Below are 16,786 nucleotides of genomic sequence, written 5' to 3' on the forward strand. Positions count from 1 at the left end.
GAATTAAGAATTGAAGAATATAATGAAAACATTTCATATCTCCCGTCCGGACGAAGCCATCCGTCCGGCATTGATTGATAAAATCAATAATCTCACCAAGCCGAAAGGTGCTTTAGGTGCTTTGGAAAGCCTTGCGCTGCAAATCGGGCTCATCCAGCAAACCCTAACTCCCACCCTGCAACATCCGCAAAATGTCATCTTTGCCGCCGACCATGGCATTGTAGAGGAAGGTGTCAGCCTCTCGCCTAAAGAAATTACCTGGCAGCAAATCAGTAATTTCCTTCACGGAGGCGCAGGCGTCAACTTCCTGTGCCGTCAGCATGGATTTACGCTAAAGATTGTGGATGCCGGAGTGGATTATGACTTACCTTACGAGAAAGGTATCATCGATATGAAAGTACGTAAAGGTACGCGCAACTATCTGCATGAAGCTGCAATGACCGAGGAAGAAATGGAACTTTGCCTTGAGCGGGGCGCTGAAGTAGTGCGCCGTTGCCACGAAGAAGGCAGCAACATACTCAGTTTCGGAGAAATGGGGATAGGCAACACATCCTCTTCTTCCCTGTGGATGACTTGCCTTACAGGCATCCCGCTGCAAGAATGTGTAGGTGCGGGAAGCGGTCTGGACAACGCAGGTATTCGCCACAAGTACGAAGTGCTGAAACAATCGCTGGACAATTATAGAGGAGACGGCTCGCCACGCGACATCATCCGCTATTTTGGCGGGTTGGAAATGGTTATGGCAGTAGGCGCCATGTTGCAAGCCGCCGAACTGAAGATGATTATTCTGATAGACGGATTCATCATGACAAACTGCATTCTTGCCGCCGGCAAGCTGTATCCCGAAGTACTGGATTATGCTATCTTCGGACATTGCGGGGATGAATCCGGACATAAACTCTTACTCGAGTCATTAAATGTCAACCCGTTATTACACTTAGGATTAAGACTTGGAGAAGGAACGGGGGCAATCTGTGCATACCCCATTGTAGACTCGGCTGTCCGCATGATTAATGAAATGGATAACTTTGCCCATGCCTCTATCACCAAATATTTTTAAGGCTTCTGCAACCGTTATCCCTTTTGAATCGAAATCCGCAAATTGATAATTACATATTATGAATATACTAGCTGCATTTATCTTCTTCACGCGACTTCCTTTTTGGAAAATAAAAGAAGTGCCCGCCGAATGTTTCAAGCACGTAGTGCCCTACTGGTCGCTGACCGGCTGGCTGACTGGCGGTATCATGGCGGGTACATTATGGATTACCGGACAGATATTGCCTATATCCATTGCCTGGATTACAGCTATCATTGTACGCTTGCTCGTCACAGGCTGTCTGCACGAAGACGGATTGGCCGATTTTCTCGATGGTTTTGGCGGCGGTACTACCCGTGAGCGTACACTGGCCATCATGAAAGACTCGCATATCGGCAGTTACGGCGTTATCGGTTTGATAATCTACTTCTTACTGCTGTCACAGCTATCCATCCTTCCCCTGCATCTTCTCTGCATGCTTGTATTATGCGGTGATTGCTGGTCAAAATTCTGCGCATCCCAGCTCATCAACTATCTGCCATACGCCCGTAAAGAGGAAGACAGCAAAGCCAAAGTGATATACAATCGCATGAGTTGGCATGAGCTTCTCACTGCATTCATTTGCGGATTACTGCCGTTGATAGCGTTCCTACCCATAAAGCTATGGCCGGCCACTTTATTTCCGCTGTTGACCTTTATATTACTCTATCGACTGATGAAACATCGCCTGCAAGGATATACGGGCGATTGTTGCGGAGCAGCTTTTTTGCTTTGTGAATTATCCTTTTATATAGGCAGCCTTGTGATAGAGCATCTGTAAAGAGCAGGCTTCAAAGGATAATCATAAGACTTACACAATCCCTAAGCTGATTGGACATAAGCACCTGACTTAAAAACAAAATATTGAAATTATGGAAATAGTACTTATCCGACACACTTCTGTCGATGTTCCGCCCGGCGTATGCTACGGCCAGACAGATGTTCCTCTGAAACCGTCTTTTGAACAGGAAGCGGCTGTTACCAAAGAAAATCTGAAGGTGTATTTACCTTTCGACCATGTATACACCAGTCCGCTCACACGCTGTGTACGCCTTGCCTCTTACTGCGGTTATCCGAATGCGGAACGTGACAGGCGGATTATGGAGATTAACTTCGGAGACTGGGAAATGAAGCCTTTCGACCGTAACGACGACCCGCGCCTGCAGGAATGGTATGCCGATTACTTGAATGTTGTAGCTACCGGTGGAGAATCGTTTGCCATGCAATACCAGCGTGTCAGCAGTTTTCTGGATGAACTGAAAACAAAACCATACCAACGGGTGGCAATCTTTGCGCATGGCGGAGTACTGATTTGCGCACAGATATATGCCGGACTTATCAAAGCCGAAGAAGCATTCAATGCGCTGACACCTTACGGAGGTATCATCAGAATTGAAGTATAGGCACCGGATGAACCATTAAGAATCAGAACTGTCCTATAAGAGACAAGCAAGTAGCCGTAGCGACGACAACCATTATCATCATCCATTCTGCACAGCGGTTGATACGTATGGCAATCTGCATATCTTCCGTTGTCAGAGGATGCTCATGCTCCCCGATATAAGGTTTCCACACCTCTTCTCCAAAATAGTTGTGAGGTCCGCCAAAACGGCAATTCAAGATTCCGGCAAGAGCAGCTTCAGGGTAACCGGAGTTGGGACTGGCGTGCTGATTGCCGTACTTACCGACAAAGAGCAGCAATGAGAACCTGCCGGAAGCCGCCACCATAAGAAAAGCCGTCAAGCGTGCGGGAATATAGTTGGCAACATCATCCAGGCGCGCCGCAAAACATCCGAACCGGCTGTATCGCTCATTCCTGTATCCTATCATGGAGTCGAGTGTATTTATCATCTTATAAGCAATCATTCCCGGAACACCTAATATAATGTACCAAAATAACGGAGCGATAACCCCGTCGCTCAGATTCTCCGCCAATGTCTCCAATGCCGCCGTACGTACTTCCTGCGCCGAAAGCCCGGAAGTATCACGTCCTACAATGCGCGCCACCTGCCGCCTGCCTTCTTCCAAAGAACGGTCTACGGCCCTAAACACCTCACGAACCTCACGCACCAGCGTAGTACCGGCAAGACAATAGAAAATAAGCAGCACCTGCAAAGCCAAAAGCAGTCCGGGTGAATAATGCGCCACCCGACGCAGCAGAAACAGTGTAAGGAAATAAACGCCCGCCACAAGTACCAATGACATGGCAGCTCCTTTCAGAAAACGGGCATTCCCGTTGTTCAAGCGATGCTCACAGAAAGAAATGGCCTTACCGAAAGCCACCACAGGATGCGGCAACCAAACCGGATCACCCAGCCAGTGGTCGAGCAACCATGCCGTAAGCAACGGAAGGTTCAGATTAAAAGCAATACCTAACATGATGATTATATCTTCCATAAGCATATTCCCTTCATTCATACATTATAAATCCGAACTCATAAATTTTGCAATCGCAGCCACCAGCCTGTCATTCTCTTCCGGAGTTTGCGTGGCTATACGGAAAAACTGCTCGTTCAGCCCTGTAAAGTTGGAAGCGTCCCGAATGAGGATACCATGTTCTCCGGCAAGATAATCTTTCAGGGCGGATGCCTTGCCTATACGAAGCTGTACCAACATAAAATGCGTTTGCGTAGCCCATACTTCCAGTCCGCCAATGGCTTGAATCGCAGCGGACAGACGCGCCGTTTCTTCCAAATAAGCCGCTACATCCAACGGATTGGGAACGTCATGCTCCAACAAAAACAGTCCCGCTTCAATGGCAAGCTGATTGACCGACCAAGGCATACGGTTAGTCCGTAAACGTACCAGCAAACCGGAATTGCCTGTCACATAGCCAAGCCGCAAACCGGGAACAGCATATCTTTTCGTCATGGAATGCAGCAGCAGGACATTGGAATATTCCACCGCCTCTTCCGGAGAAAAGAGCGGACACAAAGTAAAGAACTCATAAGACTGGTCTATAATAAAACAAACCTGCGGATTATGTTCAATCAGTTCGCGCATATATTCCTTATCAACCACTGTTCCTGTCGGATTATTGGGGTTGCACAGCCAAAACATCCGCACATCGTCCGGTAAGAGATACCCGTCTTGTGCCTGGGGTAGCTGATATAATGAAGTAACCCGATGTCCGTGCATACGGCAGGCATCCGCATACTCGCTGAAAGTAGGTTGCAGAATAGCCGTATTCGTGCCCCGGAAAGTCTGTGCTATGAGATAGATGGCTTCAGTCGCGCCGTTTGTCACACAGACGGCATCGGCAGGCAGATGATACAGCCGGGCTATCCGGGCTTCAAGCGTGTAGGGTTCCGGTTCGGGGTAGTTGCCGATACCCCCAATCCGCTCGCACAGGTGCGCTTTCAAAAGAGAAAGGTCTACCTTGCTGTAAACGTTGGAACTGAAATTAGCCGTTACCGGGCGGTTATATTTGTAGGAGTCATCTCCGTGTCCTTCAATCATATCTCTGTCTATTATATTTGGTTCTCGGTCAATATCTGATAGATAAGCGGCATATCGACGTGGCGGCGCACATGTTCGGCAAGCTTGTCATATTGCTCTTCCTTAAACTGTTGATAATCGAATGCCTCTGTCTTCTCCGATAATTTATCGGCAAACGGTTCGAGCAGAAAGTCGATAAATTCCGGATTATCAAGAATACCGTGGATATAAGTTCCCATGCAGGTGCGGTCGGCCAAATACCCGTCCCACTGTCCATTTTCCAGTAAGTTCAGCGGAGACGCAGGCGCACCCTCTACGGGAACGGTGCTACCCATGTGAATCTCGTAGCCCTTTAATTGAAAGTTGGGAGTTGAAGGTTGAAAGTTGGGAGTCGGGAGACGAGAGTTACCGTGCGAAACAGCGGTGCGACAGCTTTCAAGCAGTTGGAAGTTCACTTGTCTCGTCACCTTCTCCCCCGTCATACGGGTACTCACAGGCAGAAGCCCCAAACCGGGCAAGCGGTCAATATCTCCTTCCACATGATCGGGGTCGAGCACTTCCTGCCCCATAAGCTGATAACCGCCACAAATGCCCAGCACGGCAGTCCCCTCACGATGGGCGCGGACAACAGCCTGCGCCACCCCGTTACGGCGAAGTTCATAAAGGTCGGAAAGCGTGCTTTTGCTACCGGGCAGAATGATGATATCCGCTTTTGCCAGTTCATCCGTATTATTGGTATAGAAAAGATGTACGCGCGGGTCACGTTCCAACGTGTTGAAATCAGTAAAATTGCTGAGATGGCGCAAAAGCACAACGGCAATGTTCACCTTTCCCCGTTCCGCCTGCATCGACTTTGCGACAAGAGCCACCGAATCTTCCTCTTCTATATAAATATCCTTATAATAAGGCACTACACCCACAACGGGAATACCGCATAGTTCTTCAATCATCTTAACGCCCGATTCAAACAGGCGTATGTCTCCACGGAATTTATTGATAAGAATCCCCTTTATCCGTTCACGTTCATTCGGGCGAAGCAACATTACCGAACCGTAGACACTGGCAAACACCCCACCCCGGTCAATATCCGCTACCAGAATCACATCCGCCCCGGCATACAAGGCCATAGGAAGATTTACCAAATCGGAGTCACGCAAATTGATTTCGGAGATACTCCCCGCACCTTCCAGTACCACAGGATTATATCTCCGTGCCAGCCTGTCATAAGCGGCGCGCACCTCTTTACGCAACTCTTCACGCCCTTCCTTACGGAAATAATCATACGCGTTGCGATTGCCGATGGGACGGCCGTTCAGAACCACCTGCGAGGTATGGTCGGACTGTGGCTTCAACAGCAGCGGATTCATGTCCGTATGGCAAGGCACACCCGCAGCTTCAGCCTGCACAGCCTGCGCGCGGCCAATCTCCAACCCCTCAGGAGTGGCATACGAGTTTAACGCCATATTCTGCGCCTTATAAGGCGCAGGCCGGTAACCGTCCTGTTTGAAAATACGGCAGAAAGCAGCCGCAATAATGCTCTTGCCCACATCACTGCCCGTACCGGCAAACATAATAGGGTGAAGTATCTTCATATATTTCTGTATTTCCGAGCGCAAAGGTAGCAAAAAGGTCGGTAGATTGAACAATAGAAAAGAAAGAGTGTTTCAAGTTTATCATTCTAAACCTAAACGATAAACTTGACATATGAAACAAATCTTACTCATTATCCTTCTGGGAACGGGTCTTTCCGTAACGGCACAAACCCTTTCCCTGAGTTTCGATGATGCCCTGCGGCAAATGCAGCAGGGAAACCGTAGCCTGAAGATAGCCGACAAAGGCATTGAAGCTGCACGCGCAGAGCGTGACAAGCTGAATGCCCTTTGGTATCCCAGTCTGCAAGGTGCGGGAACATTCGTACATCTGTCCGAAAAGATAGAAGTCAAACAACCTCTTTCGCAATTTACAGACCCCGCCAAAGACTTCGTGCACAACATCGTCCCCGACGACCAGTTCATCAGCAGCATCCTCGACCAGATAGGCAGCCACACACTCGTCTTTCCGCTTGCTCCGCGCAACCTCACCACCGTAGGACTGACAGCCGAATGGATTGTCTTCTCCGGTGGAAAACGTATCCGTGCCGGTAAAATAGGAAACACGATGATTGACATGGCACGCGAAAACCGTGAGCAAACCGACGCCACCCAACGTACCCTTTTAGCGGAGAGTTATTTCGGACTGCGTCTGGCACAAGAAGTGGCGCACGTGCGCCAAGATACCTACCGCAGCCTGCAACGCCATTACGAGAATGCACTGAAACTGGAATCCGCCGGAATGATAGACAAAGCCGGACGGCTCTTTGCGCAAGTAAACATGGACGAAGCGCAACGCTCGTTGGAAGCCTCGCAAAAAGAAGTCGCTGTTTTGCAAAACGCATTGCGCACATTGCTCAATATGGACGACACCTGCGACATACAGCCTACTTCCCCACTCTTCATAAATGCCGTCCTACCCGCCAAGGAAGAGTTCCTGCAAACCATGCGAACCGAGAACTACACCGTCAACCAATTGCAATTACAGTCGCACATCGCCAAGCAACAGCTCCGTATCGACCAAAGCGGATACCTGCCCGACATCGCCGTATTCGGCAAACAGACATTGTACGCCCACGGCATCCAAAGCAACCTCGTCCCCCGCACCATGATAGGAGTAGGATTCACCTGGAATCTTTTTGACGGCTTGGCACGGGAGAAACGGATACGCCAATCCAAGATAGCCCAACAAACCCTTACCATAGGACAAGAAAAAGCCAAAGACGATTTAAGCGTGGGCATCGACAAGCTCTACACGCAGATGCAGAAATCCCAGGACAATGTACGTGCACTGAATACCACTATCGAACTGAGTGAAGAGCTGGTGCGTATCCGCAAGAAATCGTTCACCGAAGGCATGGCTACGAGTACCGAAGTAATAGATGCCGAAACGATGCTGGCTACCGTACGTGTCGCCCGTTTGGCTGCCTATTACGAGTATGACGTGGCGCTGATGAACCTTCTGGCGCTATGCGGCATACCGGAACAGTTTGATAAATTGAGAATTGAGAATTAAAAATTGAGAAACAGGCTGCGCAATGGGAGTTTTAATTCCTTGGGCAATCCTATGTTATACTTTATAATTGTAATAAAAATGAATATCAACAATAAAACCATCAGCATTACATTCATCGTCATATTAGCCGTTACCGTAGCAGTGTCGGCCATTGGAATGTTACTTATGAGCCGGCAGCCCATGGTGCTGCAAGGGCAGATAGAGGCCACCGAGATACGTATCAGCGGAAAGCTTCCGGGACGCATCGACTCCTTTCTTGTAGAGGAAGGCAAATGGGTAAAAGCCGGTGACACGCTCGTTGTCATCAACAGCCCCGTCATCGAAGCCAAGTACCGCCAAGTCAATGCGCTGGAACAGGTGGCCCAAGAACAGAACAAAAAGATTGACGCCGGTACACGACGGCAGATTGTCGCCACAGCCCGGCAGCTATGGAACAAAACGCAAAGCGACCTCACTCTTGCCCAAACCACCTATCAGCGTATCCTCACCCTCTACAAGGACAGTGTCGTCACCTCGCAGCGCAAGGATGAAGTAGAGGCCATGTACAAAGCCGCTCAAGCTGCCGAACGCGCCGCCTACCAACAGTATCAAATGGCAGTAGACGGTGCGCAGAGTGAAGACCGTGCCGCCGCCCGCAGTCTTGTAGATGCCGCCCGCAGTACTGTCGATGAAGTCTCCGCCCTCTTGGTAGACTCCAGACTCACCGCTCCCGAAGACGGGCAAATAGCCACTATCTTTCCCAAACGCGGCGAACTGGTCGCTCCGGGTACCCCTATTATGAGTTTGGTTGTGATGAATGATGTACACGTAGTCCTGAATATCCGGGAAGACCTGATGCCCCGATTCAAAATGGGCGGTACATTCAAGGCCGACGTTCCCGCCCTCGACCGAAAAGGTATCGAATTCCGCATCTATTACATCAGTCCTTTGGGCAGTTTTGCCACCTGGAAGTCCACTAAACAAACAGGCAGCTACGATATGCAAACCTTTGAAATACACGCACGCCCTGTACAAACGGTAGAAGGATTGCGACCGGGAATGTCCGTACTGCTGGCAATCGACGCAAAGCAGTAGTCGTCCGTCTCACCATACAAACCCCTTATTATGAATTTATTATATAATACTTTCTTCCGCGAATATCACCGTATCACCTCACGCCGTCTTTATCTCGGCGTGTGCATTATCCTGCCCTTGTTCTGTCTGTTCTTCATGGCCACCATTTTCGGCAACGGACAAATGGAAAACATCCCCATAGGCATTGTAGACCAGGACAACACAGCCACTTCACGCAACATCTCCCGCCGCATATCGGCAACCCCCACATTCAGCGTTACGGAGCATTTTACCGATGAAGCCTCTGCACGCCAGGCATTGCAGCGGAAAGAAATATACGGCTACCTGTCCATCCCGCCCCGGTTCGAGCAGAAAGCCGTCAGCGGAACGGATGCGTCACTGACCTATTACTACCACTACGCCCTGCTTTCGGTAGGAAGCGAACTAATGGCTGCCTTTGAAACCACGCTTGCCCCCGTAGCCCTATCTCCTATCATCGTCCAGGCAGAAGCGTTGGGAGTGGGACAAGAACAAATGCAGACCTTCCTTCTTCCGGTAGAAGCCAGTACGCATCCGCTCTATAACCCGGATATGGATTACTCTATCTATCTGAGCCAGCCATTTTTCTTCGTCCTGTTCCAAATACTGATTTTGCTTGTAACCGTCTATGCCATAGGCAGCGAATTCAAGTTCGGTACAACCCGGGACTGGCTTCGGGCTGCCATACCCGCAGGAAAAGACCCCGACAATCCGCAAAATGCCGACATCCTGACTGCTGTTGCAGGAAAGCTGTTGCCCTACACCCTTATATTCTCAATCATAGGTATACTGGCAAACTACGTTCTGTTCGGCCCTTTGCATATCCCCTTTCACGGCAGCCTGTGGGTGATGAACGTCGTAACAATACTGTTTATCATGGCTACGCAGGCATTGGCAGTGCTGATATTCTCTATCTTCCCTAAAATAGCTTATATCATCAGTGTCGTTTCAATGGTAGGTTCATTGGGAGCTACCCTGTCCGGGGTCACCTTTCCGGTAACGGCCATGTACGCGCCTGTCCATGCCGCATCCTATCTGTTTCCGGTACGCCATTTCACCGAAGCGGCACAAGCCATGATTTATTTCAATGCAGGCTTTGCTTATTTCTGGCAATCGGTAGCCATACTACTGATATTCCTACTGCTGGCGATACTGATTCTGCCTTTATTGAAATGGTGGATAAAGAGAACGGTAGAGAGCGAAGAAACCCTTCATGTCAGTGAAGAAGATAATGTAATCCACCGCGAATGGAAAGCCATCTCCACCAATCCCGCCATCCTGTTGGTATTGGCGGGCGGTATATTCCTCTACGGCTTGCTCTACAACTATATGTATGCTCCCAATCTGGTGCGTAAAGCCCCCGTTGCCGTAGCAGACCTCTCCCACTCCGCGCTCAGCCGGGAGTATGTGCGCTGGCTGGATGCCGCCCCGCAGACATCGGTCTATGCCCAAACGTCCAATATCCTCGAAGCCCGCGAATGGATGAAGAAAGGCGAAGTTGCCGGCATACTCTATATTCCTGCCGACTTCGAGATGCGTGTGGCACGCGGCGAAACGTCCGTATTCACCCTTTACGCCTCTACCGCCGCATTTCTCAACTTCAAGGGATTGCAAGAAGCAAGTTCACGCGTCATGCTTGCCGTAAACGACGCCCACCGACCTGCCGGAGCTGTTTTCCTGCCACCGCAAGGGTTGCTGGCCGTTGCATCATCCGCTCCCGTCAGCGTATCGGGAACAGCTCTCTACAATTACACCGAAGGGTATGGCTCTTATCTGATTCCTGCCGTAATGATTGTCATCATCTTCCAGACGATGCTGATGGTGATTGCCATGCTTACAGGCGAAGAGGCGGAAAAAAGACGAAAAGGGATCTTTCCCATGAACGCCCGTTCTTTGGGAAATGCTCTGTGCATCGTGTCGGGAAGAACTTTCGTATATGTCATGCTGTATGTTGTGTTCTCCATATTCCTGTTGGGACTTCTTCCGCATATTTTCAGCATACCCAACATAGGAAACGGTTGGGACATTGCCACTATGATGATTCCTTTCCTGCTTGCCACAAGTTTCTTTGCGCTTGCCGTATCCCGCTGGTTTACCGACTCCGAAGCCCCGCTGCTGATGATAGCTTTCTTTTCAGTGGGCTACATCTTCCTTTCCGGCGTTTCCTATCCGTTGGAGTTGATGCCCTGGTATTGGCAAGCGGCGCATTACGTCTTCCCTGTGGCTCCCGCAGTACTCGCTTTCGTAAAATTAAATTCAATGGGTGCCGACCTTGCCGACATCTGGCCTCAGATGCTGACGCTATGGATACAAGTAATCGTATACGGCGCATGGGCGGTGCACACAACAAGGCGGGTTTATAAACGAAGTAACATCAAGACAGGTAACATAAAGACAGGTAACATAAAGGCATAAAAAAAGGCTATCTATCCCAGACAGCCAATCTTTTTGTTAACCTTAAATCTAATACTATGAAAAACACATTGCAAATATACGGACATTTCGGGAATCTCCAAATTATTCGGGGGCTGCAGCCCGACTTATAACATGGTTTAATAGGAATACGCTGTTGTTAACAAATTGATACCCGAAAATTAAGAAAAAGTTACTATCTTCACCCCCAATTTAAATGCAGTGACTAAAAAAGCAATACAATGATTCATACCATCCTCGATACAGACCTCTACAAGTTTACAACGTCATACGCCTACATCAAGTTGTTTCCTTATGCTTTGGGAACCTTCAGCTTCAAAGACAGGGACGAGACAGCGTATACGGACGAGTTTCTGCGGCGACTGAAAGAAGCGGTTGCCAGGCTGTCCGAAGTGACGCTGACCCGTGAAGAACTGGAATACATGACGAAGCATTGCCGCTTCCTGCCCGGAGTTTACTGGGAATGGCTGTCCTCTTTCCGTTTCCGGCCGGACAAGATTGATATCTCTCTGGACAAAGACCGCCATCTGAGCATCGAAATTACCGATTATCTATACAAAGCAACCCTCTACGAAGTACCCCTTCTTGCCATTGTATCTGAAATCAAGAATCAGGTTCTCGGCAACGTCGCGGATATGGACGACATTATCTGCAAACTGTCGGAAAAGGTCACGCTGTCCAACGAGCACCGGCTTTCTTTCTCGGAGTTCGGCACACGCAGGCGTTTCTCATTCGATGTACAAGACAAGGTTATCGACTGCCTGAAACAGACCGCCCATTATTGCACAGGAACATCCAACTGCCACTTCGCCATGAAATACGGTCTGAAGACAATGGGAACGCACCCGCACGAATGGTTTATGTTTCATGGAGCGCAGTTTGGTTACAAACACGCCAACTACATGGCTTTGGAGAACTGGGTAAACGTGTACGACGGAGATTTGGGCATCGCCCTGTCCGACACCTATACATCCGGTGTGTTCCTGACCAATTTAAGCCGCAAGCAGGCAAAGCTCTTCGACGGTGTGCGCTGTGACTCCGGAGATGAGTTCGAGTTTACCGACAAGCTGGTTGCCCGCTATCGCGAACTGGGCATAGACTCCACTACCAAGACAATCGTATTCAGCAATGCTCTGGACTTCGGCAAAGCCCTCGACATACAGGAACACTGCCGCGGCAAAATTCGCTGCGCTTTCGGCATCGGTACCAACCTGACCAACGACACCGGCTTCAAGCCCTCGAACATCGTGATGAAGCTGACGCAATGCAAAATGAACGTCAACCAGGAATGGCGCGAATGTGTAAAGCTGTCCGACGATAAAGGAAAACATATCGGCAGCAAAGAAGAAGTACGCGCCTGCCTGTACGATTTACGGCTGCTATAAAACTGTTTCCGGCACCATTCAAAACATAATACCATGAAAAAAGCCCTGTTCATCTTCCTATCGGCAGCATTGGGAAATATCCTCGCCGCAAACGCCCAGTATTATAATACCACCGGCAAACACCTGTACTATGAAACCCACAACAGCCGGAACAACATCACACGTCAGTCCCTGTCCTTCGTCAAGCAGACCGAAGCCGGAAATGATACGCTGCACATCACGCTGGCGGATTCCGTCCTTCCTCTCAACGAAGAAAAGAAAGGCTTCATGTCCCGACAAAAGATAGCCTATACCCAAGACAACACCATTGTGTATATGATGGATGAAACATCCATGAGCGATGACATGAAAATCATCATGGACAACAAGGAAAAGGAAGAGGAAATCATGAAAAAGCTCAGTTCCGAAGGATGTATCTATATTGTGCTGCACAACCGCGTCAGGAAAGGCGAGAAGATGAAGAAAAGCAAATACACCTTCAAGGCCGGACCAATCAAGATGACAACCACCCTAAACGGAGAATACCAGGGTTTTGAACGGCTCAAAACGCCTGCCGGAGAATTCGACTGCATAAAGCTGACCTATACCATGAAAGCGAACATGCTCCTTTTCTTCTCCGAAACGGTTAATATCACCGAATGGTATGCCCAAGGCATCGGCTTGGTAAAGAGCGAGGAGTACGAAAACAAAGAAAAGACAAAGACAGTCAAGACCTTAATCGATATAAAGGAACCGTTATAGCCTCTTCCTCTTATAAGCAAACTCCTGCCATTTCTCTTCCGGCCAGTCCTGTCGCTGCATCTCCGTGCGTGCCATGACAAAGAAGAGATCCGACAGGCGATTCACGAAGCTCAAAATATCCTCATTCAGCGGAGATTGGCGGTGAAGCGTCCATAAGCGTCTTTCGGCACGCCTTGCCACCGTGCGGGCAAAATGCAGTTGCGCCGAAACGGGCGTACCGCCCGGCAGAAGGAAATAACCGTTCTCTGTCAGCCCGGCAGTCATGGCATCCATTTCCTGTTCGCAGCGTATGGTCAGTCCGGCGGCAGAAAGAAGATTAGGATTCAATACATCATCGGGAGTAGCCACATGGCTCATCACTACCATCAGTTCCTTCTGAATAGTGTGCAGCAATTCCTGCCGGTCATCCCCGGCAGAGAGCATGGAACGCACAATGCCTATCACAGCATTCAGCTCGTCCAGGCAACCGTTTGCCTCGATGCGAATATCATCTTTGGGGACACGTGCTCCGCCATGAATTCCGGTTGTCCCCTTGTCTCCCGTACGGGTATATACTTTTTTCATCTTTTATTCAAATAACTTCATTATATCCGTCTCTCCCCAATAAAGGTGCGTATAACTCGCTATCGTGTTCTTATAACGGAATACGGGCGTGCTCACCGGCTGCCCTTTGGCGTTATACACCTGCGCGACGGTAGGCGGCATATACAGCTCTTTCCGGCTGTCATCGGGAGCCGTCCCCGGCTTTCCAAACTGCGTATAATGAAACTCGTGTCCCCGCAAACGCTGCCCCTTATAGTCGAAGCTGCGATACCCCAATGTCAGTTTCCGGTATGCACTCTCATTGGAAATATAAAAAGGAAATACACCCGCCATTCTGTCGAACCCGCAACCGCCACCCTCATGTTCCCGTTTGTCATAACCTATGGCATACGAAAGGTAAATCAGTCCGCCACACTCCGCCAGTGTCCTGCCACCGGACTCTATATACTCCCGAACGGATTCTTTCACCTGACGGGCTCCGGCGAGCGTCACGGAATGCTTTTCAGGATACCCGCCCGGCAAGTACAACAAATCGATATCCCGCGATATGGGAACATCCTTTTCAGGATCGAAGAAAGAGACACTCCCCATTTCGCGCAATATCTCCAAATGTTCCTCATAAATGAAAGAGAAAGATTCCTCATTACGCGCCACCGATATACGCAGACCGCCCGGTTTCCGACCGCCGACCCTATCCTGCCCCTTTCCCCTCATTTCCCGCAACGGAAGCGCCGTCTTTTCCAGCAACAGTTTCCAATCCACGTATTGCTCCAGCAACCCTGTCAGAGTACCGATGGCATCCGTACCTTCGGATCGGCTGAAATCAAGCCCCAAATAACGCGATTCCTGCTCCAGCGCTTTCGTCTTCGGAAGGTAGCCCAAACAGGCAACGCCCACCTCGTCACACACTTCCCGAAGCATTTCATAATGCCGGGGCGACCCCACACGATTGAATATCACCCCCGCAATCCGTATCTCCGGACGAAAATGAATGAATCCCGACAGCAAAGGAGCCATCGAATAAGCGGCAGACTTGGCATCCACCACCAGCACGACAGGAAGCTGCAACAACCGCGCTATCTCCGCCGAAGACCCCCGGTCGCGATCGTACCCGTCGAACATCCCCATCATCCCTTCCACAATGCAGGCGTCCGCAGAAGCGGCGCGGCGCGCATAAAGCTCGCGCACATGTTCACCGGAAGCCATAAACGTGTCCAGATTAACGGACGCGCGTCCGCATACAGCCGTATGGTACTTGGTATCGATATAATCCGGTCCGCATTTAAAAGGCTGTACCGCCAACCCTTTTTGCGTCAGCAGAGCCATCAGGCCGCGGCTTACGGTAGTCTTTCCACTACCCGATGTAGGGGCTGCTATGAGAAATTGAGGAATGTGGCGCATGTCGCTTGAATTTAAATATAAGGTATAAAGTATAAGCAGGCTCTCCGTTACAGACTGACTTACGGATTTTATTCGGCAAAGGTAAAAATATCTCCGACAAAAACCTTATCTTAGCTGCCAAATATAAAAAAACCGCTATGATAACCGAAGAACTTAAAAAACTCTACATCGCGCATACCGGGCACGAACCCGAAGCCATCGACGAACTTCCCTCTTCCGGCTCCAACCGCCGTTATTTCCGCCTCACAGGCACGCCTACACTGATAGGCGTCAGCGGCGAATCCGTCGAGGAAAACCGTGCCTTTCTCTATATGGCAGAGCATTTCCGCCAAAAGGGCTTACCCGTACCCCAAGTATTTATCCGTTCCGAAGACGACGTGTACTACCTTCAGGAAGATTTGGGAGACACTCTCCTGTTCAATGCCATCGAGAAAGGGCGCAAGACGAGCGTATTCGGAGAAGAGGAGAAGCAATTGCTGCGTAAAACCATCCGCCTGCTGCCCGCCGTACAGTTTGCCGGAGCCGACGGCATGGACTTCTCCTATTGCTATCCGCAGGCGGAGTTCAACAGCCGCAGTATCCTGTGGGACTTGAACTACTTTAAATACTGTTTCCTCAAGGCAACCGGCATGGATTTCCAGGAAGACCGTCTGGAAGATGATTTCCAGAAGATGGCGGACGTACTCCTTCGCAGCAGTTCCGCCACTTTCATGTATCGCGACTTCCAGAGCCGCAACGTAATGATTAAGGACGGCAAACCCTGGCTTATCGACTTCCAAGGCGGACGCAAAGGCCCTGTCTACTATGACGTGGCTTCGTTCCTGTGGCAAGCCAAAGCCAACTATCCCGACAGTCTGCGCCAAGAGCTCCTGAAAGAGTACATCGAAGCCTTGCGCAAATACCAGCCGGTGGATGAGAACTACTTCTATGCCCAGCTCCGTCATTTCGTACTGTTCCGCACCATGCAGGTGTTAGGCGCCTACGGTTTCCGCGGTTACTTCGAGAAGAAGCCCCACTTCATCCAAAGCGTGCCTTTCGCCATTGAAAACCTGCGCCAGCTGTTGCAAGAACCTTACCCCGAATATCCGTATCTCTGCAAAGTGCTGCACGAACTGACCGAGCTGAAACAATTCACCGACGACCTGCAAAAACGCCGTCTGGTGGTAAAAGTCACCAGCTTTGCCTATAAAAAAGGCATCCCCGAAGATTCTTCCGGCAATGGCGGCGGCTTCGTATTCGACTGTCGCGCCGTGAACAACCCCGGTAAATACGAACGTTACAAGCCTTTCACCGGCCTCGACGAACCCGTTATCCGCTTTCTTGAAGAGGACGGAGAAATCGCCGTCTTCCTCGAGCACGTATACGCCCTGGTGGATGCATCCGTAAAACGGTATATGGAACGCGGTTTCACCAGCCTGTCCGTATGTTTCGGCTGTACAGGCGGTCAGCACCGTTCCGTATATTCGGCACAGCATCTTGCCGAGCACCTGAACAAGAAATTCGGCGTGCAAGTGAACCTGATGCATAGAGAACAGAACATAGAACAAAGCTTTAGCGCAAAAAAGTAAAC

14 protein-coding genes are annotated in these 16,786 nt (G+C 49.9%); 9 read left to right on the forward strand and 5 right to left on the reverse strand.

Translation table 11 applies throughout. The features are described 5' to 3' along the window. The first annotated feature begins 22 nt into the window (after positions 1-22). From cobT to cobC, 3 genes are all read left to right on the forward strand, one after another. Positions 23-1,060: a nicotinate-nucleotide--dimethylbenzimidazole phosphoribosyltransferase gene (gene cobT / locus I2F54_RS11025; RefSeq protein WP_195501223.1), complete on the forward strand. Its 1,038-nt coding sequence runs from the start codon at positions 23-25 to the stop codon at positions 1,058-1,060. A 58-nt stretch (positions 1,061-1,118) separates the two neighbouring features. Next, positions 1,119-1,859, forward strand: a complete 741-nt coding sequence (locus tag I2F54_RS11030; RefSeq protein WP_009120870.1) for an adenosylcobinamide-GDP ribazoletransferase — start codon at positions 1,119-1,121, stop codon at positions 1,857-1,859. 91 nt (positions 1,860-1,950) lie between these two features. Then, a complete protein-coding gene (cobC, locus tag I2F54_RS11035) occupies positions 1,951-2,481 on the forward strand; it encodes an alpha-ribazole phosphatase (protein ID WP_195501224.1) in 531 nt (176 codons plus the stop codon). A gap of 22 nt (positions 2,482-2,503) precedes the next feature. Here the strand turns inward: cobC and cbiB are convergent, their stop codons facing one another. The 3 genes from cbiB to I2F54_RS11050 are packed head-to-tail and all read right to left on the reverse strand — an operon-like array spanning position 2,504 to position 6,108. Beyond that, positions 2,504-3,475: an adenosylcobinamide-phosphate synthase CbiB gene (gene cbiB, locus I2F54_RS11040; RefSeq protein ID WP_195501225.1), complete on the reverse strand. Its 972-nt coding sequence runs from the start codon at positions 3,473-3,475 to the stop codon at positions 2,504-2,506. Positions 3,476-3,499: 24 nt separating this feature from the next. Next, positions 3,500-4,537, reverse strand: a complete 1,038-nt coding sequence (locus I2F54_RS11045) for a threonine-phosphate decarboxylase (RefSeq protein ID WP_118468392.1) — start codon at positions 4,535-4,537, stop codon at positions 3,500-3,502. Between the two features lie 11 nt (positions 4,538-4,548). Continuing rightward, complete coding sequence (locus tag I2F54_RS11050) at positions 4,549-6,108, reverse strand: cobyric acid synthase (RefSeq protein ID WP_195501226.1); 1,560 nt, start codon at positions 6,106-6,108, stop codon at positions 4,549-4,551. A 112-nt stretch (positions 6,109-6,220) separates the two neighbouring features. Here I2F54_RS11050 and I2F54_RS11055 point away from each other — a divergent pair, with 112 nt between their 5' ends. From I2F54_RS11055 to I2F54_RS11075, 5 genes are all read left to right on the forward strand, one after another. Beyond that, entirely contained in the window at positions 6,221-7,621 is a 1,401-nt protein-coding gene (locus I2F54_RS11055; protein WP_195501227.1) for a TolC family protein, read from the forward strand. A 78-nt stretch (positions 7,622-7,699) separates the two neighbouring features. Then, complete coding sequence (locus I2F54_RS11060; protein ID WP_087426487.1) at positions 7,700-8,695, forward strand: HlyD family secretion protein; 996 nt, start codon at positions 7,700-7,702, stop codon at positions 8,693-8,695. A gap of 30 nt (positions 8,696-8,725) precedes the next feature. Next, positions 8,726-11,128 carry an ABC transporter permease gene (locus I2F54_RS11065; RefSeq protein WP_195501228.1) on the forward strand — a complete coding sequence of 801 codons (2,403 nt, stop codon included), beginning with the start codon at positions 8,726-8,728 and terminating at the stop codon, positions 11,126-11,128. Between the two features lie 239 nt (positions 11,129-11,367). Then, entirely contained in the window at positions 11,368-12,531 is a 1,164-nt protein-coding gene (pncB, locus tag I2F54_RS11070; protein ID WP_022218954.1) for a nicotinate phosphoribosyltransferase, read from the forward strand. Positions 12,532-12,564: 33 nt separating this feature from the next. Next, complete coding sequence (locus I2F54_RS11075; RefSeq protein WP_129618405.1) at positions 12,565-13,272, forward strand: TapB family protein; 708 nt, start codon at positions 12,565-12,567, stop codon at positions 13,270-13,272. Here I2F54_RS11075 and I2F54_RS11080 read toward each other — a convergent pair. Both I2F54_RS11080 and I2F54_RS11085 read right to left on the reverse strand, forming a co-directional pair. Continuing rightward, on the reverse strand, positions 13,267-13,836 hold the full coding sequence (locus I2F54_RS11080; protein WP_195501229.1) for a cob(I)yrinic acid a,c-diamide adenosyltransferase: 570 nt from the start codon (positions 13,834-13,836) through the stop codon (positions 13,267-13,269). The two genes, I2F54_RS11075 and I2F54_RS11080, sit on opposite strands and share 6 nt — an antisense overlap. A 3-nt stretch (positions 13,837-13,839) precedes the next feature. Then, positions 13,840-15,216, reverse strand: a complete 1,377-nt coding sequence (locus I2F54_RS11085; protein ID WP_195501230.1) for a cobyrinate a,c-diamide synthase — start codon at positions 15,214-15,216, stop codon at positions 13,840-13,842. Positions 15,217-15,353: 137 nt separating this feature from the next. Here I2F54_RS11085 and I2F54_RS11090 point away from each other — a divergent pair, with 137 nt between their 5' ends. Then, on the forward strand, positions 15,354-16,784 hold the full coding sequence (locus I2F54_RS11090; RefSeq protein ID WP_195501231.1) for a RapZ C-terminal domain-containing protein: 1,431 nt from the start codon (positions 15,354-15,356) through the stop codon (positions 16,782-16,784). Positions 16,785-16,786: the final 2 nt, after the last annotated feature.

The sequence above is a fragment of the Bacteroides clarus genome (assembly GCF_015555825.1).
Lineage (GTDB): Bacteria > Bacteroidota > Bacteroidia > Bacteroidales > Bacteroidaceae > Bacteroides > Bacteroides clarus.

Bases quoted from the DNA above. Each gene is read 5' to 3' on its own strand.
- cobT (WP_195501223.1), top strand. From the start codon at position 23: ATGAAAACATTTCATATCTCCCGTCCGGACGAAGCCATCCGTCCGGCA.
- I2F54_RS11030 (WP_009120870.1), top strand. From the start codon at position 1,119: ATGAATATACTAGCTGCATTTATCTTCTTCACGCGACTTCCTTTTTGG.
- cobC (WP_195501224.1), top strand. From the start codon at position 1,951: ATGGAAATAGTACTTATCCGACACACTTCTGTCGATGTTCCGCCCGGC.
- cbiB (WP_195501225.1), bottom strand. From the start codon at position 3,475: ATGGAAGATATAATCATCATGTTAGGTATTGCTTTTAATCTGAACCTT.
- I2F54_RS11045 (WP_118468392.1), bottom strand. From the start codon at position 4,537: ATGATTGAAGGACACGGAGATGACTCCTACAAATATAACCGCCCGGTA.
- I2F54_RS11050 (WP_195501226.1), bottom strand. From the start codon at position 6,108: ATGAAGATACTTCACCCTATTATGTTTGCCGGTACGGGCAGTGATGTG.
- I2F54_RS11055 (WP_195501227.1), top strand. From the start codon at position 6,221: ATGAAACAAATCTTACTCATTATCCTTCTGGGAACGGGTCTTTCCGTA.
- I2F54_RS11060 (WP_087426487.1), top strand. From the start codon at position 7,700: ATGAATATCAACAATAAAACCATCAGCATTACATTCATCGTCATATTA.
- I2F54_RS11065 (WP_195501228.1), top strand. From the start codon at position 8,726: ATGAATTTATTATATAATACTTTCTTCCGCGAATATCACCGTATCACC.
- pncB (WP_022218954.1), top strand. From the start codon at position 11,368: ATGATTCATACCATCCTCGATACAGACCTCTACAAGTTTACAACGTCA.
- I2F54_RS11075 (WP_129618405.1), top strand. From the start codon at position 12,565: ATGAAAAAAGCCCTGTTCATCTTCCTATCGGCAGCATTGGGAAATATC.
- I2F54_RS11080 (WP_195501229.1), bottom strand. From the start codon at position 13,836: ATGAAAAAAGTATATACCCGTACGGGAGACAAGGGGACAACCGGAATT.
- I2F54_RS11085 (WP_195501230.1), bottom strand. From the start codon at position 15,216: ATGCGCCACATTCCTCAATTTCTCATAGCAGCCCCTACATCGGGTAGT.
- I2F54_RS11090 (WP_195501231.1), top strand. From the start codon at position 15,354: ATGATAACCGAAGAACTTAAAAAACTCTACATCGCGCATACCGGGCAC.